The following is a 21988-nucleotide window of genomic DNA, read 5'->3' as shown; positions in this document are numbered from 1 at the left end:
GGGCTTTGACCAGATAAGGGTGTCCTAAAGACATTTACTTTAAGTCAATGCCTGGGTAGAACCACGAATAATCAGTTCGCAGTCCAGCAACCTCGATCCGCTGCTAACTGTTTGACCCTGCAACTGATCGAGCAAAAGAAGCATCGCTTCACGGCCAATGTCGTAGCGTGGCTGCGAAACGGTTGAGAGCGGGGGATCGCAAAATTCTGAAAGCGAAATATTATCGAAACCGATAATCGACAAATCTTTCGGTATGCGCAGGCCGCGGCGTTTCGCATACGATAATGCCCCCAGCGCCATCACGTCGCTGTGGCAGAACACTGCGGTAGGCGGCTCAGGCAACGCCAGTAGTTTTTCCAGCGCCTGACCACCGGCTTCGAAGGAAAAATTACCGCGCGCAATGTAGTGCGGATCAACCGTCACGCCGGTTCGGCGAAGCGCCTGAACATAGCCCTGCAGGCGATAGTGACACAGCGGCATCTCTTCCGGGCCGGCAATGCAGCCAATCCGTTTATGCCCCAGCTCCTGCAGGTAGTTAACGGCGTTGAACGCGGCGGTCAGGTTATCAATATGCACCGTTGGCAGTTCCAGCTCCGGCGCAAACTCGTTGGCCATCACCATCGGCGGTAAATTGCGCTGCTCTTCAATGCTGGCATCAAACGGCAGGCGCGAACCAAGCAGCAGCATGCCGTCGATTTGCTTGGTGATAATGAGGTCGATAAAGGTTTTTTCCTGCTGATTCTGGTGCGCGCAGTCGCCAATGAGCACCAGATACCCTTGCTCCGCAGCGGTCACTTCGATGCCGCGAATAATTTCGCTGAAGAAGGGATCGCAGATGTCCGGCACAATCACCAGGATGGTCCGCGACTCATTACGTTTAACGTTACGCCCCATCGCCTGTGGGAAATACCCCACTTCCAGCGCGGCCTGTTCTACCCGGTTGCGGGTCGCCTGAGAGACTTTATCCGGGTTCATTAATGCGCGGGACACGGTTGCCGTAGAGACTTGTGCTTTCTGGGCAACGTCTTTCATGGTCGCCGTGGCAACCTCTTTCCTGGACTTCAACGTCTTCTCCTCGCCTGAACACCGAACTTCTGACGCCACCATTTTTACAGATAGTTAATGGAATCGGTTACAGAATTTTCATAAAAAGTGTGAGGGACGTTAAATTTTTCGATCCGGCTTCAGCCTTCGATGGGATCAACGTCAAGCACCCACTTCACTTTGCGCGCTTCTGGCAGGGTGTTGATCAAGGCCAGCGTGCCGCTGACGATGTGCTGTAAACGGATGCGCGAAGGGTGCTGGAGCAAAATCTGCCAGCGAAAACGTCCGCCGCGCTTGGGGGCCAGCGCCGGAACCGGCCCTAAAATCCATAGTTGATTATCAACCAGCGGGCTGGCCTGCAGAAGGTTTCTCAACTGCTGCAGGAAAAGCGGTGCCTGCTGGTTGTTATGATCTTCCGCGCGGATGATCACGTGGCTGGTCCACGGGGGAAGCTGCATGGTCTGGCGCTCAGCCAGCGCCTGCTCGGCAAACGCGTCATAGCCTTTGTGCAGCAGGGTTTGCAGCAACGGATGCTCAGGATGGTGCGTTTGCAGTACCACTTCGCCCTGTTTCCCGGCGCGTCCCGCGCGTCCGGCCACCTGGGTATAAAGCTGGGCAAAACGCTCGGCTGAGCGGAAATCGGCAGAGAACAGTGCGCCATCGACATCCAGCAGGGCAACCAGCGTCACGTCCGGGAAGTGATGACCTTTGGCCAGCATCTGGGTGCCAATCAGGATGCGCGCGCCACCGCGATGCACTTCTGCCAGCTGCTGCTCCAGCGCCCCTTTACGGCTGGTGGTGTCCCTGTCGATTCGGGAAATGGGCACATCCGGGAAGAACGGCTCCAGGGCCTGTTCCAGTTGTTCAGTGCCCAGACCGACCGGCACGATGTGCGTTGACCCGCACGACGGGCACTGACGCGGCACCGGGCGCTGGCTGTCGCAGTGGTGGCAGCGCAAATGGCGCTGGGCCTGATGGAAGGTGTAGTAGTGGTCGCAGCGCGGGCATTCTGCGATCCAGCCGCAGTCGTGACACAGCAGTGCCGGGGCAAAGCCGCGTCTGTTGAGGAACAAAATAACCTGATTGCCCGCCTGCAAATGCTGACGCATCCGGGTGATAAGGGCAGGTGCTAACCCCGCCTGCACCTGCTGACCTTTCAGGTCCAGCACGTGTTGAATGGCCGGACGCGCATTCCCCGCGCGACGCGTCAGGCGCAGCATATGGTATTTACGCTGACGAACATTATGCAGCGTTTCGAGCGCCGGGGTAGCAGAGCCCAGAATAATGGGGATTTGCTCGCTGTGCGCGCGATAGACGGCCAGATCGCGGGCGTGATACCGCCAACCTTCCTGCTGCTTATAAGAGCTGTCGTGTTCTTCATCAATGACGATGACGCCAAGATTTTTGAACGGTGTAAACAGTGATGAACGGGTGCCAATCACGATCGCCGCTTCGCCGTTTTTCGCTTTCAGCCAGGCGCTGAGGCGTTCGCTGTCATTCAGGCCAGAGTGCAGCACCTCAACCGGCGCATTAAACCGCTCGCGAAAGCGCGCGATGGTTTGCGGCGTCAGGCCAATTTCCGGCACCATCACCAGCGCCTGTTTGCCCTGCGCGAGCACGTTTTCCAGCACGCTCAGATAAACTTCGGTTTTACCGGAGCCGGTGACGCCCGCCAGCAGCCAGGCGGAAAAATGGTCGGAGGCGCTGTGAATCGCCCCCACGGCGGTGGCCTGCTCGGTGTTCAGGCGCAGGCGATCGCCCGAGACGGAAAATCGCTCCCGCCAGTCATACAGGGCCGGAGCCTCGCTTGCCAGTTCGCTCAGCCCTTTTTTTCTTAGTGCCTGGAGCGCGGTTTCGCTGACTTCCATCTCATCGACCTGATGGCGCCAGATTTTCCCCTGACGCAGGGCGGCCAGCGCCTGCTGTTGTTTCTGGGAGCGCTTCAGGCTGTTAATGTCCACCGCCTGGCCCTGTTCGGTCGCAAACCAGTACCACATTGGCGCGTGGCTGGCGCTTTTGCCCTGGCGCAGCATAATCGGTAAAGCGTGGAACAGAACATCGCCAATCGGATGATGATAATAATCCGACGCCCATAGTAGCAGTCGCCAGGTGCTGGTGGAGTAAACGGGCTCGCTGTCGAGCACCTCAACAACCGATTTCAGTTCGTTAAGCGGCAATTCGCTCTTGTCGCTGACGGAGACGACGATCCCTACGCGCTGCTGTTTGCCAAAGGGCACGGTCACGCGACAGCCCGCTTTAACGCTCATGCTGTCGGGCAGCAGATAGTCAAACGTGCGGGGAAGCGGAACGGGCAGGGCAACGTGAGCGACGGGCATCGAATCTTCCTGACTTGAAAAGTGGCGCGTTAGTATACACATTAGTGAAAGCGGCGTGCGGATCAGTTTGCATACGTTGGTCAAATTCTGTATGATTCGCCGCCTTTGGTGTACTTTACGCCAAAGAACTTACATTCAACATCGCGTGGTGTCTGGCGTTAGGGCTGGAAGAGCGACGCGGCCTTAACTGAGGTTCTCCCATGAAAAAAGATATTCACCCGAAATACGAAATGATTACTGCAAACTGCTCTTGCGGTAACTCTATCCAGATCCGCTCTACCGTGGGTCACGATCTGAACCTGGACGTGTGCGGCAAATGCCACCCGTTCTACACTGGTAAGCAGCGTGACGTTGCAACCGGTGGCCGTGTTGACCGCTTCAACAAGCGTTTCAGCATCCCGGGCGCTAAATAAGTTTCCCGAAAAAAAGGCACCGCAAGGTGCCTTTTTTGTATCCGCTTATCAGTATTCCCACGTCTCCGGGTCGATACCCAGTTCACGCATGATCACCTTCGCCTCTTCCGGGATTTCGTCGCTACGCTCTTTGCGCAGGTCGTCATCGTTCGGCAACGGTTGGCCGGTAAACGCATGCAAAAACGCTTCGCACAGCAGTTCGCTGTTGGTTGCGTGGCGCAGGTTGTTCACCTGACGACGCGTACGTTCATCGGTGAGGATCTTCAACACCTTCAGAGGAATGGAAACCGTAATTTTCTTTACTTGCTCACTCTTCTTACCGTGCTCAGCGTATGGGCTGATATATTCGCCGCTCCATTCAGCCATGAGATACCTTTAATCCTCTCAGTCATTAATCTAAAGGTGCAAAACCTGTAACCGTCGGTTTTGAACCGTAAACCTGCGTAGTTTACCGTAGAGACGATACCGTGGCACGGATATTGCCGCTGCAGCGTGCACTAAAGCATATAATTTTAACGGCTATTTGCGCATTGCTCAATCTATACGCAAAGAAGTTTAGATGTCCAGATGTATTGACGTCCATACTTTCAATGTTTACTCTGGTGCCTGACTTTTCACCTAATTAGCCAGGAAGCCTTCACCATGACGCGTAAACAGGCCACCATCGCAGTGCGTAGCGGATTGAATGATGACGAGCAGTACGGCTGTGTTGTCCCGCCGATTCATCTTTCCAGTACCTATAATTTCACCGGATTTAATGAACCCCGTGCGCATGACTACTCGCGTCGTGGCAACCCTACGCGTGATGTTACCCAGCGCGCGCTGGCGGAACTGGAAGGTGGCGCAGGGGCAGTATTAACCAATACCGGCATGTCTGCCATTCATCTGGTGACTACCGTGTTCCTGAAGCCGGGCGATCTGCTGGTTGCGCCGCACGACTGTTACGGCGGCAGCTATCGTCTGTTTGATAGCCTGGCAAAACGCGGCTGTTACCGGGTACTGTTTGTCGATCAAAATGACGAACAGGCGCTGAAACAGGCGCTGGCAGAGAAGCCGAAGCTGGTGCTGGTGGAAAGTCCAAGTAATCCATTGTTGCGCGTTGTCGATATTGCGAAAATTTGTCAGCTCACAAGGGATGCGGGAGCGATAAGTGTAGTGGATAATACGTTCCTCAGTCCGGCCCTTCAGAACCCACTGGCGCTGGGTGCAGATCTGGTATTGCATTCATGCACTAAATATCTGAACGGTCATTCTGATGTCGTCGCAGGCGTGGTGATTGCAAAAGATCCCGACGTTGTCACCGAACTAGCATGGTGGGCCAATAACATTGGCGTCACCGCCGGGGCCTTCGACAGCTATCTGCTGTTACGCGGGATTCGTACGCTGTCGCCGCGTATGGAGGTGGCACAGCGCAATGCCCAGGCGATTGTCGATTTCCTGAAAACGCAGCCGCTGGTGAAGAAGCTTTATCACCCGTCGCTGCCTGAAAACCAGGGGCACGAGATTGCCGCGCGTCAGCAGAAAGGGTTTGGCGCGATGTTAAGTTTTGAACTGGACGGTGACGAGCAAACGCTGCGTCGCTTCCTGAGCGGGCTGTCATTGTTTACGCTGGCGGAATCGTTAGGTGGGGTTGAAAGTTTGATCTCCCACGCCGCGACCATGACGCACGCAGGTATGGCACCAGAGGCACGTGCCGCCGCCGGGATTTCTGAGACGTTGCTGCGGATCTCAACCGGTATTGAAGATTCTGAAGATTTAATTGCCGATCTGGAAAATGGCTTCCGGGTCGCAGCCAAGGGGTAATCATGAGTGTGATAGCGCAGGCAGGGGCGAAGGGTCGTCAACTGCACAAGTTTGGTGGTAGTAGTCTTGCTGATGTGAAGTGTTACCTGCGCGTTGCAGGGATCATGACAGAGTATTCACAGCCGGGTGACATGATGGTTGTCTCCGCGGCGGGCAGCACCACCAACCAGCTGATTAGCTGGCTGAAATTGAGCCAGACCGATCGCCTCTCTGCGCATCAGGTGCAACAGTCCTTACGCCGTTACCAGAGCGAGCTGATTGCCGGTTTGCTGCCTGCAGACGTGGCGGATGGGCTGATTAGCGCTTTTACGCATGACCTTGAGCGTCTGGCCGCCCTGCTGGACAGCGGTATTACCGATGCGGTGTACGCCGAAGTGGTGGGGCACGGTGAAGTGTGGTCTGCGCGCCTGATGGCCGCCGTGCTGCAACATCTGGGCGTTGAGGCAGCCTGGCTCGACGCGCGTGATTTCCTGCGTGCCGAACGCGCCGCACAGCCACAGGTGGACGAAGGTCTATCCTACCCGCTGCTGCAACAGTTGCTGGTACAGCATCCGGGTAAACGCATTGTGGTGACCGGCTTTATCAGCCGCAGCAATGCCGGGGAAACCGTGCTGTTGGGGCGTAACGGCTCTGACTACTCGGCGACGCAAATCGGTGCCCTGGCAGGCGTGTCCCGCGTCACCATCTGGAGTGACGTCGCCGGTGTTTACAGCGCTGATCCACGTAAGGTGAAAGACGCCTGCCTGCTGCCGCTGCTGCGCCTGGATGAAGCCAGCGAGCTGGCACGTCTGGCCGCGCCGGTTCTGCACGCGCGTACGCTGCAGCCGGTTTCCGGCAGCGATATTGATCTGCAGCTGCGCTGCAGTTACACCCCGGATCAGGGCTCCACGCGCATCGAACGCGTGCTGGCATCCGGTACGGGGGCGCGTATTGTCACCAGCCACGACGACATCTGCCTGATTGAGTTCCAGGTACCGGCGGGCCAGGACTTCAAACTGGCGCATAAAGATATCGACACGATCCTCAAACGTGCTCAGGTGCGTCCGCTGGCGGTTGGCGTACATAACGACCGTCAACTGCTGCAGTTCTGCTACACCGCCGAAGTGGCGGACAGCGCGCTAAAAATTCTGGATGAAGCGGGCCTGCCGGGCGAGCTTCGTCTGCGTCAGGGGCTGGCGCTGGTGGCGATGGTAGGCGCGGGCGTCACCCGTAACCCACTGCACTGCCACCGCTTCTGGCAACAGCTGAAAGGGCAACCGGTTGAATTTACCTGGCAGTCGGAAGAGGGCATCAGCCTCGTTGCCGTCCTGCGTAAAGGGCCAACTGAGAGCCTGATTCAGGGTCTGCATACCTCTCTGTTCCGTGCGGAAAAACGTATCGGTCTGGTGCTGTTCGGTAAAGGCAACATCGGTTCTCGCTGGCTGGAGCTGTTCGCGCGCGAGCAGGTCACGCTCTCAGCACGTACCGGCTTTGAATTTATCCTCGCCGGAGTGGTGGACAGCCGCCGCAGTCTGTTGAACTACGAGGGGCTGGATGCCAGCCGCGCACTTGCCTTCTTTAATGATGAAGCGGTTGAACAAGACGAAGAGGCGCTGTTCCTGTGGATGCGCGCGCACCCGTATGACGATCTGGTGGTGCTGGACGTTACTGCCAGCGAACAGCTTGCCGATCAGTATCTTGATTTCGCCAGCCACGGTTTCCACGTCATCAGTGCGAACAAACTGGCGGGGGCAAGCAGCACCGATAAGTACCGTCAGATCCACGACGCGTTCGAAAAAACCGGTCGTCACTGGCTCTATAACGCCACCGTAGGCGCGGGTCTGCCGGTTAACCATACCGTGCGCGATCTGATTGAAAGCGGCGACAGCATTCTGGCGCTGAGCGGTATTTTCTCCGGTACGCTCTCCTGGCTGTTCCTGCAGTTTGATGGCACCGTACCGTTCACTGACCTGGTGGATCAGGCGTGGCAGCAGGGGCTAACCGAACCCGATCCCCGCGTCGATCTTTCCGGTAAAGATGTGATGCGTAAGCTGGTGATCCTGGCGCGTGAAGCCGGTTATGACATTGAACCCGGCGCTGTTCGCGTCGAGTCGCTGGTGCCGGCAGGCTGCGAGGAAGGATCCATTGACCACTTCTTTGAAAACGGTGATGAACTGAACGAGCAGATGCTGCAACGTCTGGAAGCCGCAAACGAGATGGGGCTGGTGCTGCGCTATGTGGCGCGTTTCGAGGCCAACGGTAAAGCGCGTGTGGGGGTTGAGGCGGTGCGTCCTGAACATCCTCTGGCGGCGCTGCTGCCGTGCGATAACGTCTTTGCAATCGAAAGCCGCTGGTACCGCGATAACCCACTGGTGATCCGTGGCCCGGGTGCAGGGCGTGATGTCACCGCCGGGGCGATCCAGTCGGACATCAATCGTCTCGCTAAGTTGCTGTAATCCCGCGTGTTCCCTCTCCCGGTGGGAGAGGGCCAGGGTGAGGGCAACCAACCGCACTCACCCCATCTTGAATTTCCTTCATCTTCCCTGAGCATTCCTCACCGTTATTGTTGATTATTTCTGTTGACGTCACTCCGCTTTTCCGTCATTTTTACATCTGGACGTCTAAACGTATAGAAGTTCACAACACAACAAACAACGACACGCGAAAGATAGAGGTAAGGTATGAGCTTTTTTCACGCCAACCAGCGGGAAGCCCTGAATCAGAGCCTGGCCGAAGTAAACGGCCAGATTAACGTCTCTTTTGAATTTTTCCCGCCGCGCACCAGTGAAATGGAGCAAACCCTCTGGAGCTCTATCGATCGCCTGAGCAGCCTGAAACCGAAATTTGTCTCCGTGACCTACGGCGCGAACTCCGGCGAGCGTGACCGTACGCACAGCATTATTAAAGGCATTAAAGACAGAACCGGTCTGGAAGCGGCGCCGCATCTGACCTGTATCGACGCCACCGGTGACGAGCTGCGTGCTATCGCCCAGGATTACTGGAATAACGGGATTCGTCATATCGTCGCCCTGCGCGGCGACCTGCCGCCGGGTAGCGGTAAGCCCGAAATGTATGCGGCGGATCTGGTCGCGCTGCTGAAAGACGTTGCCGATTTTGATATCTCCGTGGCGGCGTACCCGGAAGTGCATCCGGAAGCGAAAAGCGCTCAGGCCGACCTCCTTAACCTGAAGCGTAAAGTGGATGCCGGTGCGAACCGGGCCATTACTCAGTTCTTCTTTGATGTGGAAAGCTACCTGCGCTTCCGCGACCGCTGCGTTTCTGCGGGTATCGACGTGGAAATCATCCCGGGTATTCTGCCGGTCTCTAACTTCAAACAGGCGAAGAAATTTGCCGATATGACCAACGTACGCATTCCGCTGTGGATGTCCAAAATGTACGAAGGGCTGGACGATGATCCGGAAACGCGCAAGCTGGTGGGTGCCAATATCGCAATGGACATGGTGAAAATTTTAAGTCGGGAAGGGGTAAAAGATTTCCACTTCTACACGCTGAACCGCGCGGAAATGAGCTACGCCATTTGTCATACGCTCGGTGTTCGCCCGGCGTAATAAACATCAAGCCCTCCTGAATGGAGGGCTTTTTAGTCTGGCTAAAAGTTAAAAGGTATTAGCTATCGAATCTGTGGATTAATTCAACTATATCTTATTGCTAGTGGTGTATATCGTAACGGTAACACTGTAAAAGGGAGCATAGCGATGAGCACGTCAGACGAGAGCAATAAAGCGGCATCAGTCGGCAAATGCCCGTTCCACCAGGGCGGCGTCGATCACAGCGCGGGGGCAGGTACAGGCAGCCGCGACTGGTGGCCAAAACAACTCCGCATCGATCTTCTTAACCAACATTCCAATCGTTCGAACCCTCTGGGTGAAGACTTCGACTACCGCAAAGAATTTAGCAAGCTGGATTACTCCGCACTCAAGGGTGATCTCAAAGCACTCTTAACCGACTCTCAACCGTGGTGGCCTGCCGACTGGGGCAGCTATGCGGGCCTGTTTATTCGCATGGCCTGGCACGGTGCGGGAACCTATCGCTCCGTTGACGGGCGCGGCGGTGCCGGACGCGGTCAACAGCGCTTTGCGCCGCTGAACTCCTGGCCAGATAACGTCAGTCTGGATAAAGCTCGCCGTCTGCTGTGGCCGATCAAGCAAAAATATGGTCAAAAAATCTCCTGGGCCGACCTGTTTATTCTTGCGGGTAACGTGGCGCTGGAAAACTCCGGCTTCCGCACCTTTGGTTTTGGTGCCGGGCGTGAAGATGTCTGGGAACCGGATCTTGACGTTAACTGGGGGGATGAAAAAGCCTGGCTGACCCATCGTGACCCGGAAGCGCTGGCGAAACGTCCGCTGGCGGCCACTGAAATGGGGCTGATCTACGTTAACCCGGAAGGACCAAACGCCAGCGGTGAACCGCTGTCCGCGGCGGCAGCCATTCGCGCCACCTTCGGTAACATGGGAATGAACGACGAAGAGACCGTGGCGCTGATTGCCGGGGGGCATACGCTCGGTAAAACCCACGGTGCGGGTGAAGCAACGCACGTTGGCACAGACCCGGAAGCGTCACCGATTGAAGCGCAGGGCCTGGGCTGGGCCAGCACGCACGGTACCGGTATTGGCGCTGACGCCATTACTTCCGGTCTGGAAGTCATCTGGTCACAAACCCCGACCCAGTGGAGCAATTACTTCTTCGAGAACCTGTTCAAATACGAATGGGTGCAAACCCGCAGCCCGGCCGGTGCGATTCAGTTTGAAGCCGTGGACGCGCCTGAGATCATGCCAGACCCGTTCGACCCGTCGAAAAAACGCAAACCGACTATGCTGGTTACCGACCTGACGCTGCGTTTTGACCCGGAATTCGAAAAAATTTCCCGTCGCTTCCTGAACGATCCGCAGGCTTTCAACGAAGCCTTCGCCCGCGCGTGGTTCAAACTGACCCACCGCGATATGGGGCCAAAATCGCGTTATCTTGGCCCGGAAGTGCCGAAAGAAGATCTGATCTGGCAGGATCCGCTGCCGGAGGCAGTATTCAATCCGACCAAAGAGGACATTGAGAGCCTGAAGGCGGAAATTGCAGCATCCGGGCTCTCCGTCAGCGAACTGATTTCCGTGGCATGGGCGTCGGCCTCAACCTTCCGCGGCGGTGACAAGCGTGGCGGTGCCAACGGTGCGCGTCTGGCGCTTGCGCCTCAGCGCAACTGGGATGTTAACGCCGCAGCCGTACGTGCATTGCCTGCTCTGGAAGCTATTCAGCGCACCACCAATAAAGCCTCACTGGCCGATATTATCGTGCTCGCGGGTGTGGTAGGCGTTGAGCAGGCGGCGAAAGCGGCAGGCGTTTACGTCACCGTACCGTTCACGCCGGGCCGTGTGGATGCACGTCAGGATCAGACGGATATCGATATGTTTAACCTGCTTGAACCGATTGCTGACGGTTTCCGTAACTATCGTGCGCAGGTTGATGTTTCCACCACCGAATCGCTGCTGATTGATAAAGCCCAGCAGTTGACGTTAACCGCACCAGAAATGACGGTGCTGATCGGCGGCCTGCGCGTACTGGGTGCAAATTTCGACGGCAGTAAAAATGGTGTGTTCACCAACCGCGAAGGCGTGCTGAGCAATGACTTCTTCGTGAACCTGCTGGATATGAACACCCAGTGGAAGGCGACCGATGAATCGAACGAGCTGTTTGCCGGAAGCGATCGCACCAGCGGTGAAGTGAAATACACTGCCACTCGCGCTGACCTGGTCTTTGGCTCTAACGCTGTCCTTCGCGCGCTGGCAGAGGTGTACGCCAGCAGTGATGCTCACGAGAAGTTCGTTCGCGACTTCGTTGCAGCGTGGGCGAAGGTGATGGATCTGGACCGTTTTGACGTGAAATAACCATTGAGCCGGGTACGCGTAGCGCACCCGGCTTTTTTGTTACTCCCACTCCTGCAGGAAACGCTGTCCATATTGGTCGGCAACCAGCAGTGCCGCGTAAACCTGATCCGGCGACACGCCACCCGGCATGTTGTGAATGGTCTCTCCCTCAGCGCAAGACGCTTCGGCAATCAGGCGCATTTTGGCCGGAATGTCTTCTTTGATGTTCAGCTGCGCCAGCGTGATCGGCAATCCAACGCTGTGGCAAAGCGCCGCGACGGTTTCGATCTCCTCAACCGGCGCGTTTTCCAGCACCAGTTGCGTCAGCGTACCAAACGCCACTTTTTCACCGTGATAGAAGTGATGCGCATCCGGCACTGCCGTCATCCCGTTGTGAATGGCATGCGCTGCCGCCAGCCCGCCGCTTTCAAACCCTACGCCGCTCAGATAGGTATTGGCTTCGATAATGCGTTCCAGCGCGGGGGTGACGACGTGCTGCTCGGCGGCCAGCATCGCTTTTTCGCCCTCTTCAATCAGCGTGTTGTAGCACAGCTCGGCCAGCGCTAACGCGGCCTGCGTGCACTTGCCGCCCGCCATGGTCGTGGCGCCGCTGCGCGAGCAGGCGCGTGCTTCAAACCAGGTGGCAAGGGCATCACCAATCCCGGCGGCCAGCAGACGCGGCGGCGCACCAGCCACCACTTTGGTGTCGACAATCACCATATTGGGGTTATGCGGCAGCATCAGATAGCGTTCGAATTCGCCGCTGTCGGTGTAAATCACAGAAAGGGCGCTGCACGGGGCATCGGTGGAGGCGATAGTCGGGGCGATAGCGACCGGCACGTCCATAAAATGTGCCAGCGCTTTGGCGGTATCCAGCGTTTTACCGCCACCAATGCCCAGCACCGCCATGCAGTCCGCACTGTCGGCCAGTTTTTTCAGACGATCGATCTCATTTTGCGAACATTCGCCGCCAAACGGCGCGATTTCTGCATGTAGCTCTGCATTTTTAAAACTCTGGCGCAGGGTCTCTTCGGCAAAACCCAGCACAAATTTATCGCCAACAACCAGCCAGCGTGTAGCCAGAGGTTTCAGATAGTCGCCGAGACGGGTGAGAACATCAGCGCCCTGGATATATTTCCCCGGCGATTGAATGATACGGTCCATAACATATCTCCCTTAGAGGTTGAGGTTACCAAACGCGTTTTTCCAGTCCTGCTCGAACTTCTCTATTGCTGACTCTACCGCCGGCGTGCCGAGCATTTGTTGCGCTACATCTAAGGGAAGCGTGATTGCTTCACATCCGGCGAGCAGGCAGTCCAGCGCCTGACGTGGCGTTTTGAAGCTGGCTGCCAGAACCTTGCCCTCCGGTGCATGCTGTTCCAGCAGGGATTGCAGCTCCTGAACCATGCGAATACCGTCCCCGCCCTGGGTATCCACGCGGTTTACGTATGGCGCGACATATTTTGCCCCGGCCAGCGCGGCCAGCAGGCCTTGCGCGGCGCTGTACACGGCGGTACCCAGCGTAGTGATGCCCGCTGTTTTTAGCGCCTTAATGGCGATAAGCCCCTGGGCGGTGACCGGGATTTTCACCACGATATCCGGGATAGCATTGCTCAGGCGTTTGGCTTCGGCCACCATGCCTTCTGCGTCGCGGCTCATTGTCTGGGCGAACAGCCTGCCTTTCGGACCAATGGCGCTTTGCAGGCGCGGCAGTACCTCCCAGATTGACTCACGGCTGGCGGCAATGATGCTCGGATTGGTGGTGACGCCTGCAAGGGGGAAAACGCGCGCAAGGCGTTCTACTTCTGCCACGTTGGCGGTATCCAGATACAGTTCCATTATTTTTCCTCGTTTTAGAGTTCTAATTCGTGTTGCAGCAGGGAAGCGATAGCCTCCTGGGAACTGGCATTAACCAGAGCACTGCGAAAATCGTTATGCATGATGCGACGGGCCAGGCGGGAGAAAATACGCATATGCTGGTCGCCAGCGGCGTGTTTATTCAGCGTCAGCATGATGATGAATTGCGCCTCCTCGTCACCCCACATAACAGGCGCTTTCAGGCGTGCGACGCTGATAGTGGATTGCTCAATGTGTTCTGATTTGCTGTGTGGAATGGCGAATCCAAAACCCAACCCGGTGGAAAATACGGCTTCGCGTGCCCATAAATCGGCTTCCAGCTTGCGCGGATAGCGGCATCGCCCGGCGAGCAAAAGGTTATCGGTCATGCCTTTCATGACTTCTTCTTTACTGTTCCAGTCGTTATCCAGAGAAATACAGCGTGGCGTCACCAGTGGCGTATCCTGCTGATTCATACGGAACTGGGCGAGCAGATGTTCTACTTCAAGCGAGGTGCGACACGCCATGGCCTGGTTCAACAGCTGGCGACAGGCGCGGCTATCAAGCTGCGCCAGGCGTGCTTTGGTGGCAGGAATGGCAGGGGAGCCCATGCTCAGTTCGTCCAGCCCCAGACCCACCAGCAGCGGCAGCACCGACCCTTTCGCGCCTAACTCACCGCAGAGGCCAATCCACTTACCCTGACGGTGAACGGCCTGCACCGCGTAGTCCAGCGCCCGCAGAAAGGCGGGGTTCAGGCTGTTGTAATGGCGCGTGACTTTGGCGTTGTCGCGGTCGACGGCAAGCAGATACTGTGTCAGGTCATTGCTGCCGATGCTAAAGAAATCAATCTCTTCGCAGCACTGATCGATGATGAACATCACCGAGGGGACTTCCAGCATAATGCCGAGTGGGATTTTCTCATCAAACGGAATATGTTCAGCCCGGAGCTGTTGCTTCGCGTCGGCGAGCTTCTCTTTTACCCACAGGATCTCCTCCATGGAGGAGATCATCGGGATCATGATCTTAAGGTTTCCGTGGGCAGAGGCGCGAAGGATCGCCCGAAGCTGGGTCGTGAACAGCGAAGAATACTCTTCATATATGCGTACGGCACGGTAGCCGAGGAAGGGATTGTTCTCAGCTGGAATATTCAGGTACTCCACCGGCTTGTCGCCGCCGATATCCATAGTACGCACAATAATGCTACGGCTATTTGCACTTTCCAGTGCCTGACAGAAAATGTTGTATAACTCGTTTTCGCCGGGTGCGCTGGCACGATCCATATAGAGCATTTCCGTGCGGAACAGGCCCACGCCTTCGGCACCATTTCCAAATGCTGCCTGGGCCTCCACCGCGTGGGCAATATTGGCGGCAATTTCTACCCGCAGGCCGTCGGCGGTTCTGGCTTCACGGTCAAGCCAGACGCGCTGTTGCTCGCGTATCGCCTGCTGGACGCGCGCTTCCTGCTGATAGTAACGCGCTACGGCGTCGCTGCCATTGACGACCACCGCACCGGCATTGCCGTCCACAAATACAGGCTGATTGCGCCATTGCAGCAGGCTTTCACTGTTGACGCCAACCAGCGTCGGAATATTGAAGGAACGCGCGAGGATCACGGTATGCGAGGTGGTGCCGCCACTTTTCAGCAGCAGTCCTTTAAGCTGCGTTTTATCGAGTTCAAGAAACTGACCGGGAGTCAGATCGTCAGCAAGGCAGATGCTCGGCTGCGTCAGCTGGCCGTGAGCCGGGAAACGCGCTTCACCATAGATATGTTGTAAAAGCTGGTAGCAGATGTCGCGCACGTCGAGCACCCGCTCCTGCAAATAGGTGCTGCTGGAACGGGAGAACGTGTCGCAGAAATGGTTCGCCGTGGCGATGATGGCCTGGGCGCAGCTTAGACCCTGGCTGACCCCTGACAGGAGGTGCTTACGCAGCGAGGTATCTGTAGCCAGCGAGCGGTGGGCTTCAAGAATAGCGCTGGCAGTACTGTCGCTGTCCAGGGCGCGCAGCTCAATGTGTTTGATCAGCTGCGTCAGGCCGTTATCCAGCGCCGACTGCTCAGTTTCCACGCTTTGCGCGTCGGGCAAATCGGTCAGGGCGTTGAGATCGAGCGAGGACAATAACGTCAGGACGCCATGTGCACTCCCGCTGCATACCGGAGTAGCGCGAAACAGCGTCGGGTTCAGGCGTGTCAGTGATTCAGGCAAGGGATCCAGCTCCGTGCTGATTACCCCTTCAAGCGGCGCGTCGCAATGCGGAAACTCCTCTCTTAGCCACAGCTCCAGCCGCTGCCGGGCATGCTGCTCGTCTTCACCGTTTATCACCAGGCGGCAGGCATCGCCCGCCAGCGTATCGGTACCAATCAGCGCCAGCGCGCTTTTGGCGTCGCCTTTACGATCCGTACGCAGGTTATGCCACTCAATTTGCGAGATAAACGTGTTGCACAGCGTTTCTACATGACTTGCAGGACGCGCGTGAACGCCGTTGGGCAATTCACAGGTAAATTCCACTACCAGAGCCATACACACTCCTGAAACTAATCGTCAATTATGCGGAACAGCATACGAGCGTGATGATGAGGCGCGCCATGTGACAAAACTGCCAAAAACTGGACAAATGTAATGTCACCTTAAAATTGAGATTTCACTCACAAGTTGTGACCGTTTGCGTAATGCGAAGTCGATGAGAAATGTCGAGGCGGATCGCATTTTCATTCCGATATTACAAAAATCCAGTAAATGGCCTTTTTGTCTCCTGTCCGCCGTCTTCCTGATTGCCTATTGTTTGCCACAACATCTTTGTGGATAAAGGCCTGGAGCGGCATATGAAAGCGTTGGTGCATATTCTCAAGAACACGCGACAGCATCTGATGACAGGGGTGTCGCACATGATCCCGTTTGTGGTCTCGGGCGGCATTCTGCTGGCGGTTTCGGTCATGCTATACGGCAAAGGTGCGGTGCCCGATGCCGCAACCGATCCCAATCTGAAAAAGCTCTTTGACATCGGTGTGGCGGGTTTAACACTGATGGTGCCATTCCTCGCCGCCTATATTGGTTATTCCATTGCAGAACGCGCCGCGCTTGCTCCCTGTACTATTGCCGCCTGGGTGGGCAACAGCTTCGGTGCAGGGTTCTTTGGCGCAATTATCGCCGGGATTTTCGGTGGCATTGTCGTCTGGTATCTGAAAAAGCTGCCCGTGCCGAAAGTGCTGCGTTCCGTTATGCCTATCTTCATCATCCCGATTATCGGCACGTTTATTACCGCAGGCATCATGATGTGGGGACTGGGCGAGCCTGTAGGCGCGCTTACTACCGGTCTCACCCAGTGGCTGCAAGGCATGCAGCAGGGCAGCATTGTGGTACTCGCCATTATTATCGGTCTCATGCTGGCGTTCGACATGGGCGGCCCGGTCAACAAAGTGGCTTATGCCTTCATGCTGATTTGCGTTGCGCAAGGCGTTTATACCGTCGTTGCAATTGCCGCCGTGGCTATTTGCATACCGCCGCTGGGGTTAGGCCTGGCAACGCTTATCGGCCGTAAGAATTTTACCGGTGAAGAACGTGAAGCAGGTAAAGCCGCGCTGGTGATGGGCTGCGTGGGTGTCACCGAGGGAGCGATTCCGTTTGCCGCAGCTGACCCGTTACGCGTGATTCCTTCCATCATGTTGGGCTCCGCCTGCGGCGCGGTCACGGCTGCGGTTATGGGCGCGCAATGCTATGCCGGATGGGGCGGGTTAATTGTGCTTCCCGTGGTGGACGGCAAGCTCGGCTATATCGCGGCGGTTGCCGTGGGTGCAGTGGTGACGGCGGTCAGCGTCAACGTGCTAAAGCGTATTGCCCGAAAGAACACAAAGCAGGTCGAGGAAAAAGAGGATGACCTGGATCTGGATTTCGAAATTAACTAAGTGAGGAAGAGAACATGGCCCGAATTATCGCAGTAACCGCATGTCCGTCTGGCGTTGCCCATACCTATATGGCTGCCGAAGCGCTGGAAAGCGCCGCAAAAGCGAAAGGCTGGGAAGTGAAGGTAGAAACGCAGGGGTCGATTGGTCTTGAGAACGAACTGACGGCAGAGGATATCGCCGCGGCAGATATGGTGATCCTGACTAAAGATATCGGCATTAAATTCGAAGAGCGTTTTGCCGGGAAAACCATCGTGCGCGTCAATATCAGCGACGCGGTAAAACGTGCCGACGCCATCATGAACAAAATCGATGCCCACCTGGCGCAAACCGCCTGATGTTCTCCCGCCCTTCGGGGCGGGCTGGTTTTTTCCGTAACAGGAGTTCCATCATGACGAATCGTATACCGCGTTTGAAAAATGCGCTCTTTGCCAACCCTCGCGAGATCTCGCTTGAACGTGCGCTGCTCTATACAGCCAGCCATCAACAGACGGAAGGCGAACCGGTTATTCTCCGTCGCGCGAAAGCAACGGCGCACATTCTCGACCATGTGGAAATCGCGATTCGTGATGAAGAACTGATTGCCGGAAACCGCACCGTTAAGCCGCGTGCAGGCATTATGTCACCGGAGATGGATCCCTACTGGTTGCTTAAGGAACTGGACCAGTTCGCCACCCGTCCGCAGGATCGCTTTGAAATCAGCGATGAGGATAAGCAGACCTACCGTGAGGTGCTGTATCCCTATTGGGAAAACCGGTCGATGAAAGATTTCATCAACAGCCAGATGACGGAGGAGGTGAAGGCCGCCGTAGGGACGCAGATTTTTAGCGTCAACCAAACGGATAAAGGGCAGGGGCATATCATTATTGATTATCCTCGCCTGCTTAATAACGGGCTGGGCGCGCTGGTGGCGGAAATGCGTGAACGCTGCGCTCGTGATACGCAAAACACGTTCTATGCAGCGGCGCTCATTCTGCTCGAAGCGTCCCAGCGCCATATTCTGCGTTATGCGGCGCTCGCTGAAGAACTGGCTCAGAGCAGCGATGCTACTCGCCGCGAAGAATTGCTGGCAATGGCCGACATCTCGCGACACAACGCACAGCATAAGCCGCAAACCTTCTGGCAGGCGTGTCAGCTGTTCTGGTACATGAACGTCATTTTGCAGTACGAATCTAACGCCAGTTCGCTCTCCATCGGGCGTTTTGACCAGTATATGCTGCCGTTTTATCAGGCCTCGTTAACGCAGGGAGACGATCCAGCGTTTCTGAAAGAGTTGCTGGAGTCGCTGTGGGTGAAGTGTAACGATGTGGTGCTCTTGCGCTCGACCAGCAGCGCCCGTTATTTTGCCGGGTTCCCGACCGGGTATACCGCGCTGCTGGGTGGTCTGACGGAAAGCGGGCGTAGCGCGGTGAACGTGCTTTCGTTCCTGTGTCTGGATGCCTACCAGAGCGTTCAGCTTCCCCAGCCTAACCTCGGCGTACGGGTAAACGAACTGATCGACCGGCCTTTCCTGCTGAAAACAGCGGAGACTATTCGGCTGGGCACCGGCATTCCACAGATTTTTAACGATGAAGTGATAGTACCTGCCTTTTTGAATCGCGGCGTGTCGCTGGAAGATGCGCGTGACTATGCGGTTGTCGGCTGCGTTGAACTGTCGATTCCAGGGAAAACTTACGGCCTGCATGATATCGCCATGTTTAACCTGCTGAAGGTAATGGAAATCGCCATGCAGGAGAACGAAGGCAATAGCGGGCTGACGTACGAGGGGTTAATTGAACATATACGCGCCAGGATTAATCACTACATTGCACTGATGGTGGAAGGAAGCAACATTTGCGATATCGGCCATCGCGACTGGGCGCCTGTGCCGTTGCTCTCCTCCTTTATCAGCGATTGTCTGGAAACGGGGAAAGACATTACTGACGGTGGCGCGCGCTATAACTTCTCCGGCGTGCAGGGGATTGGTATTGCTAATTTGAGCGACTCGCTTCACGCCCTGAAAGGGCTGGTGTTTGAACAGCAGCGCTTAAGTTTTGACGAGCTGCTGGCGGTGTTAAAAGCGAATTTTGCCACCCCGGAGGGCGAAAAGGTACGCGCGCGGCTGATCAATCGCTTTGAGAAATACGGTAATGATATCGACGATGTCGATAATATCAGTGCAGAACTGCTGCGCCATTACTGTAAAGAGGTCGAAAAATACCGCAACCCGCGTGGTGGAATCTTCACGCCTGGCTCGTACACCGTCTCCGCCCATGTGCCGCTTGGCGCGGTCGTGGGGGCTACGCCGGATGGCCGCCTGGCGGGCGAACAGCTGGCGGATGGAGGGCTTTCTCCGATGCTCGGCCAGGATATGCAGGGGCCGACAGCTGTGCTGAAGTCGGTAAGTAAGCTGGATAACTATCTGTTATCTAACGGTACGCTGCTAAACGTTAAATTCACCCCCGCCACGCTGGAAGGCGATGCCGGGTTGCAGAAGCTGGCGGACTTCCTCCGTGCGTTTACGCAGCTTAAGTTACAGCATATCCAGTTCAACGTGGTCAACGCGGAAACCCTGCGTGAGGCGCAGCGGCGTCCTCAGGATTTTGCCGGGCTGGTGGTACGCGTTGCCGGCTACAGCGCCTTCTTTGTTGAGCTGTCGAAGGAGATCCAGGATGACATTATCCGTCGGACCGCGCATCAGCTGTGACGTCGTTGAAGCACGCGCCGACGTAGCGCGTATTTTCAATATTCAGCGTTATTCGTTGAACGATGGAGCAGGCATTCGCACGGTAGTCTTTTTCAAAGGCTGTCCTCACCGTTGCCCGTGGTGCGCCAATCCTGAGTCAATCTCGCCGAAAATAGAGACGGTTTGCCGGGAGAGCAAATGTTTGCACTGCGCTCCCTGCCTGCGTGATGCGGACGAGTGCCCGTCCGGCGCGTTTGAACGCATCGGACGCGACGTGACGCTGGACGAGCTGGAACGCGAAGTGATGAAGGATGACGTCTTCTTTCGCTCATCGGGAGGCGGGGTGACGCTGTCAGGCGGGGAAGTATTAATGCAAGCACCCTTTGCGACGCAGCTGCTTAAGCGTTTGCGCCGCTACGGTATTCATACCGCTATTGAGACGGCGGGAGATGCGCCCCTGTCCCGATTGCTGCCGCTGGCACGCCAGTGTGATGAAGTACTGTTTGACCTGAAGATTATGGATCCTGAGCAGGCACGTTCGGTGACGGCAGTAAATCTTCCCAGAGTGCTGGAAAACCTTACGCAGCTGGTGGCCGAAGGCATAAACGTCATCCCCCGTGTGCCGCTTATTCCGGGCTATACGCTAACTGACGCCAACATGGCGAGCGTGCTGGCATTTTTATTACATTCAGGGATACGGCAGCTGCATTTATTACCGTTTCACTCTTATGGTGAACCAAAATACCGTCTGCTTGGGCAACAATGGTCGATGCGGGAGGTGAGTCCTCCGACAGCTGACGAGGTCGCGGCAATTCGCCGTATGGCCGAAGATAAAGGGTTTCATGTCACCATTGGAGGTTAAAAATGACAGTAATAGCAGGGCGTCATCTGGTGGCGGTAACCGCGTGCGTGAGCGGCGTGGCACATACGTACATGGCCGCAGAACGGCTGGAGCGGATTTGCCAGCAGGAGAAATGGTCAGTGCGCATTGAGACGCAAGGGGCGTTAGGTATTGAAAGTGAGCTGACGGAGGACGATATCCGCCGCGCCGATGTCGTATTACTTATCACGGATATTGAGCTGGCGGGCAACGAACGCTTCGAATCCGCCCGCTATGTGAAATGCGGCATTAATGCTTTCCTGCGGGACCCGCAAAAGGTCATGGCAGCGGTACGAAAAATGGTATCCGCACCGCAGCATACGCAGGTCATTCTGGATTAGCCGCTTTTCCGATTAGCTGGCTGTGATACTGACGACGGTATTCCGACGGCGAGCGCTCCGTGTTTTTACGGAATAAACGGCAGAAATAGTTACTGTCGACAAAACCGCAGGCATGCGCCACTTCTTTTACCTTTAAGTCATACCCTTTCAGCAACTGACGCGCGTGCTCCAGCCGCGTGTGGGTCAGGTACTCATTAAAACCTACCGCGCCGGTTTTCTGAAAAAGATGCGATAAATAGTTCGGAGAGATGTAAAACGCCTGCGCTACGGATTCCCGGGTAAGCGGGGTCGCATAATGTTCATCGATATAAACGCGAATAGCTTCAAACAGCGCCTGACTTCGGGAGGCGGTCTGGATCTGGCTACCCAACAAATCGACGCAGTGGCTAAGCAGGCTGGCAACAATCAGTCGCGCTGTTTGCTGCTCGTGCGGCTGCATCTGCATTTCATGAAGCGTCTGTAACAGGAAGGATCCGATGCGTGGCCCCCGACGGGCGACGTGCTGTTTTGCAAGATTACGAGCATCCACGCCGTTCCAGTGTAAAAGACTAAATCCAAGCTGCTGTTTACCAAACAGGATGCTCAGCGTTGTCGCGGGCGTTTGCCATTGCGGATCGTTCCAGCCTCCCGCCGGGACGTATAAAACATCACCCTGCTGTAATACGCAAGCCGCCTGGTCTTTCACCGAGCCTTCGAGCACGATCTCCAGACGGGGGAAATCAACCTGCAGGGCGAGTTCGGGTGCGCAGAGGGCGGGGTTGGCGAAATGAACCTGACGTAGCGGCATCGTACCGCTAATCAGGTCAGTCAGGATGTGGGTAATATCATGCTGCATGGTGTAAATACCGAGGTATTGCCCGGCGGCGCTTCGCTTACCCGGCCTACCTGTCGTAGGTCCGGCAAGCGAAGCGCCGCCG

Annotated in this window: 17 protein-coding genes; 10 read left to right on the top strand and 7 right to left on the bottom strand. The window is 56.3% G+C overall.

Annotated features, from left to right (window positions below; translation table 11 throughout):
• Nucleotides 1-39: 39 nt before the first annotated feature.
• Together cytR and priA are read right to left on the bottom strand one after the other, a co-directional pair.
• Entirely contained in the window at nucleotides 40-1065 is a 1026-nt protein-coding gene (gene cytR / locus AK59_RS0112370; RefSeq protein WP_013099311.1) for a DNA-binding transcriptional regulator CytR, read from the bottom strand.
• Between the two features lie 119 nt (nucleotides 1066-1184).
• On the bottom strand, nucleotides 1185-3380 hold the full coding sequence (gene priA / locus AK59_RS0112365; RefSeq protein ID WP_029882893.1) for a primosomal protein N': 2196 nt from the start codon (nucleotides 3378-3380) through the stop codon (nucleotides 1185-1187).
• 200 nt (nucleotides 3381-3580) lie between these two features.
• Between priA and rpmE the strand changes: the two genes are divergently transcribed.
• Complete coding sequence (rpmE, locus tag AK59_RS0112360; protein ID WP_003862040.1) at nucleotides 3581-3793, top strand: 50S ribosomal protein L31; 213 nt, start codon at nucleotides 3581-3583, stop codon at nucleotides 3791-3793.
• A 48-nt stretch (nucleotides 3794-3841) separates the two neighbouring features.
• Here the strand turns inward: rpmE and metJ are convergent, their stop codons facing one another.
• Nucleotides 3842-4159 carry a met regulon transcriptional regulator MetJ gene (gene metJ, locus AK59_RS0112355; RefSeq protein WP_003862042.1) on the bottom strand — a complete coding sequence of 106 codons (318 nt, stop codon included), beginning with the start codon at nucleotides 4157-4159 and terminating at the stop codon, nucleotides 3842-3844.
• A gap of 276 nt (nucleotides 4160-4435) precedes the next feature.
• Here metJ and metB point away from each other — a divergent pair, with 276 nt between their 5' ends.
• The 4 genes from metB (at nucleotide 4436) to katG (ending at nucleotide 11472) form a co-directional block, all read left to right on the top strand.
• On the top strand, nucleotides 4436-5596 hold the full coding sequence (gene metB, locus AK59_RS0112350) for a cystathionine gamma-synthase (protein WP_013099309.1): 1161 nt from the start codon (nucleotides 4436-4438) through the stop codon (nucleotides 5594-5596).
• Nucleotides 5597-5598: 2 nt separating this feature from the next.
• Nucleotides 5599-8031, top strand: a complete 2433-nt coding sequence (locus tag AK59_RS0112345) for a bifunctional aspartate kinase/homoserine dehydrogenase II (protein ID WP_029882892.1) — start codon at nucleotides 5599-5601, stop codon at nucleotides 8029-8031.
• Nucleotides 8032-8256: 225 nt separating this feature from the next.
• Nucleotides 8257-9144, top strand: a complete 888-nt coding sequence (gene metF / locus AK59_RS0112340) for a methylenetetrahydrofolate reductase (protein ID WP_013099307.1) — start codon at nucleotides 8257-8259, stop codon at nucleotides 9142-9144.
• Between the two features lie 147 nt (nucleotides 9145-9291).
• Entirely contained in the window at nucleotides 9292-11472 is a 2181-nt protein-coding gene (gene katG, locus AK59_RS0112335) for a catalase/peroxidase HPI (RefSeq protein ID WP_023621815.1), read from the top strand.
• 39 nt (nucleotides 11473-11511) lie between these two features.
• Here katG and gldA read toward each other — a convergent pair whose 3' ends face one another.
• The 3 genes from gldA to ptsP are packed head-to-tail and all read right to left on the bottom strand — an operon-like array spanning nucleotide 11512 to nucleotide 15806.
• The gene (gene gldA / locus AK59_RS0112330; protein ID WP_013099305.1) at nucleotides 11512-12615 is read right to left on the bottom strand and encodes a bifunctional L-1,2-propanediol dehydrogenase/glycerol dehydrogenase; all 1104 of its coding nucleotides are present in this window, start codon (nucleotides 12613-12615) and stop codon (nucleotides 11512-11514) included.
• A 12-nt stretch (nucleotides 12616-12627) separates the two neighbouring features.
• Complete coding sequence (fsa, locus tag AK59_RS0112325) at nucleotides 12628-13290, bottom strand: fructose-6-phosphate aldolase (protein ID WP_029882891.1); 663 nt, start codon at nucleotides 13288-13290, stop codon at nucleotides 12628-12630.
• A 14-nt stretch (nucleotides 13291-13304) separates the two neighbouring features.
• Nucleotides 13305-15806, bottom strand: a complete 2502-nt coding sequence (gene ptsP / locus AK59_RS0112320) for a phosphoenolpyruvate--protein phosphotransferase (RefSeq protein WP_029882890.1) — start codon at nucleotides 15804-15806, stop codon at nucleotides 13305-13307.
• 302 nt (nucleotides 15807-16108) lie between these two features.
• Here ptsP and AK59_RS0112315 point away from each other — a divergent pair, with 302 nt between their 5' ends.
• Genes AK59_RS0112315 through AK59_RS0112295 form a run of 5 tightly spaced genes read left to right on the top strand, consistent with a single transcriptional unit; the run spans nucleotide 16109 to nucleotide 21071 of the window.
• Nucleotides 16109-17188: a PTS fructose transporter subunit EIIC gene (locus tag AK59_RS0112315; RefSeq protein WP_029882889.1), complete on the top strand. Its 1080-nt coding sequence runs from the start codon at nucleotides 16109-16111 to the stop codon at nucleotides 17186-17188.
• A 14-nt stretch (nucleotides 17189-17202) separates the two neighbouring features.
• Complete coding sequence (locus AK59_RS0112310) at nucleotides 17203-17523, top strand: PTS fructose-like transporter subunit IIB (RefSeq protein WP_029882888.1); 321 nt, start codon at nucleotides 17203-17205, stop codon at nucleotides 17521-17523.
• Nucleotides 17524-17576: 53 nt separating this feature from the next.
• Complete coding sequence (locus AK59_RS0112305) at nucleotides 17577-19871, top strand: formate C-acetyltransferase (RefSeq protein WP_029882887.1); 2295 nt, start codon at nucleotides 17577-17579, stop codon at nucleotides 19869-19871.
• On the top strand, nucleotides 19837-20712 hold the full coding sequence (locus AK59_RS0112300) for a [formate-C-acetyltransferase]-activating enzyme (protein WP_029882886.1): 876 nt from the start codon (nucleotides 19837-19839) through the stop codon (nucleotides 20710-20712). Before AK59_RS0112305 ends, AK59_RS0112300 begins: the two co-directional genes overlap by 35 nt.
• A 2-nt stretch (nucleotides 20713-20714) precedes the next feature.
• On the top strand, nucleotides 20715-21071 hold the full coding sequence (locus AK59_RS0112295; protein WP_029882885.1) for a PTS fructose-like transporter subunit IIB: 357 nt from the start codon (nucleotides 20715-20717) through the stop codon (nucleotides 21069-21071).
• On the opposite strand, the gene AK59_RS0112290 is transcribed toward AK59_RS0112295, so the two are convergent.
• The gene (locus AK59_RS0112290; RefSeq protein ID WP_029882884.1) at nucleotides 21058-21906 is read right to left on the bottom strand and encodes an AraC family transcriptional regulator; all 849 of its coding nucleotides are present in this window, start codon (nucleotides 21904-21906) and stop codon (nucleotides 21058-21060) included. The genes AK59_RS0112295 and AK59_RS0112290 overlap by 14 nt on opposite strands.
• Nucleotides 21907-21988 lie beyond the last annotated feature (82 nt).

The sequence above is a fragment of the Enterobacter sp. T1-1 genome (genome assembly GCF_000710795.1).
GTDB classification, from domain to species: Bacteria; Pseudomonadota; Gammaproteobacteria; order Enterobacterales; family Enterobacteriaceae; genus Enterobacter; species Enterobacter cloacae.
Note: the sequence above shows the minus strand (reverse complement) of the source record. Positions and strands in the feature narration are given on the sequence as shown.

What these genes read in the sequence shown, in the direction of transcription:
- priA (WP_029882893.1), bottom strand. Translation starts at nt 3,380, where the DNA reads ATGCCCGTCGCTCACGTTGCCCTGCCCGTTCCGCTTCCCCGCACGTTT.
- rpmE (WP_003862040.1), top strand. Translation starts at nt 3,581, where the DNA reads ATGAAAAAAGATATTCACCCGAAATACGAAATGATTACTGCAAACTGC.
- metJ (WP_003862042.1), bottom strand. Translation starts at nt 4,159, where the DNA reads ATGGCTGAATGGAGCGGCGAATATATCAGCCCATACGCTGAGCACGGT.
- metB (WP_013099309.1), top strand. Translation starts at nt 4,436, where the DNA reads ATGACGCGTAAACAGGCCACCATCGCAGTGCGTAGCGGATTGAATGAT.
- AK59_RS0112345 (WP_029882892.1), top strand. Translation starts at nt 5,599, where the DNA reads ATGAGTGTGATAGCGCAGGCAGGGGCGAAGGGTCGTCAACTGCACAAG.
- metF (WP_013099307.1), top strand. Translation starts at nt 8,257, where the DNA reads ATGAGCTTTTTTCACGCCAACCAGCGGGAAGCCCTGAATCAGAGCCTG.
- katG (WP_023621815.1), top strand. Translation starts at nt 9,292, where the DNA reads ATGAGCACGTCAGACGAGAGCAATAAAGCGGCATCAGTCGGCAAATGC.
- gldA (WP_013099305.1), bottom strand. Translation starts at nt 12,615, where the DNA reads ATGGACCGTATCATTCAATCGCCGGGGAAATATATCCAGGGCGCTGAT.
- fsa (WP_029882891.1), bottom strand. Translation starts at nt 13,290, where the DNA reads ATGGAACTGTATCTGGATACCGCCAACGTGGCAGAAGTAGAACGCCTT.
- ptsP (WP_029882890.1), bottom strand. Translation starts at nt 15,806, where the DNA reads ATGGCTCTGGTAGTGGAATTTACCTGTGAATTGCCCAACGGCGTTCAC.
- AK59_RS0112315 (WP_029882889.1), top strand. Translation starts at nt 16,109, where the DNA reads ATGAAAGCGTTGGTGCATATTCTCAAGAACACGCGACAGCATCTGATG.
- AK59_RS0112310 (WP_029882888.1), top strand. Translation starts at nt 17,203, where the DNA reads ATGGCCCGAATTATCGCAGTAACCGCATGTCCGTCTGGCGTTGCCCAT.
- AK59_RS0112305 (WP_029882887.1), top strand. Translation starts at nt 17,577, where the DNA reads ATGACGAATCGTATACCGCGTTTGAAAAATGCGCTCTTTGCCAACCCT.
- AK59_RS0112300 (WP_029882886.1), top strand. Translation starts at nt 19,837, where the DNA reads ATGACATTATCCGTCGGACCGCGCATCAGCTGTGACGTCGTTGAAGCA.
- AK59_RS0112295 (WP_029882885.1), top strand. Translation starts at nt 20,715, where the DNA reads ATGACAGTAATAGCAGGGCGTCATCTGGTGGCGGTAACCGCGTGCGTG.
- AK59_RS0112290 (WP_029882884.1), bottom strand. Translation starts at nt 21,906, where the DNA reads ATGCAGCATGATATTACCCACATCCTGACTGACCTGATTAGCGGTACG.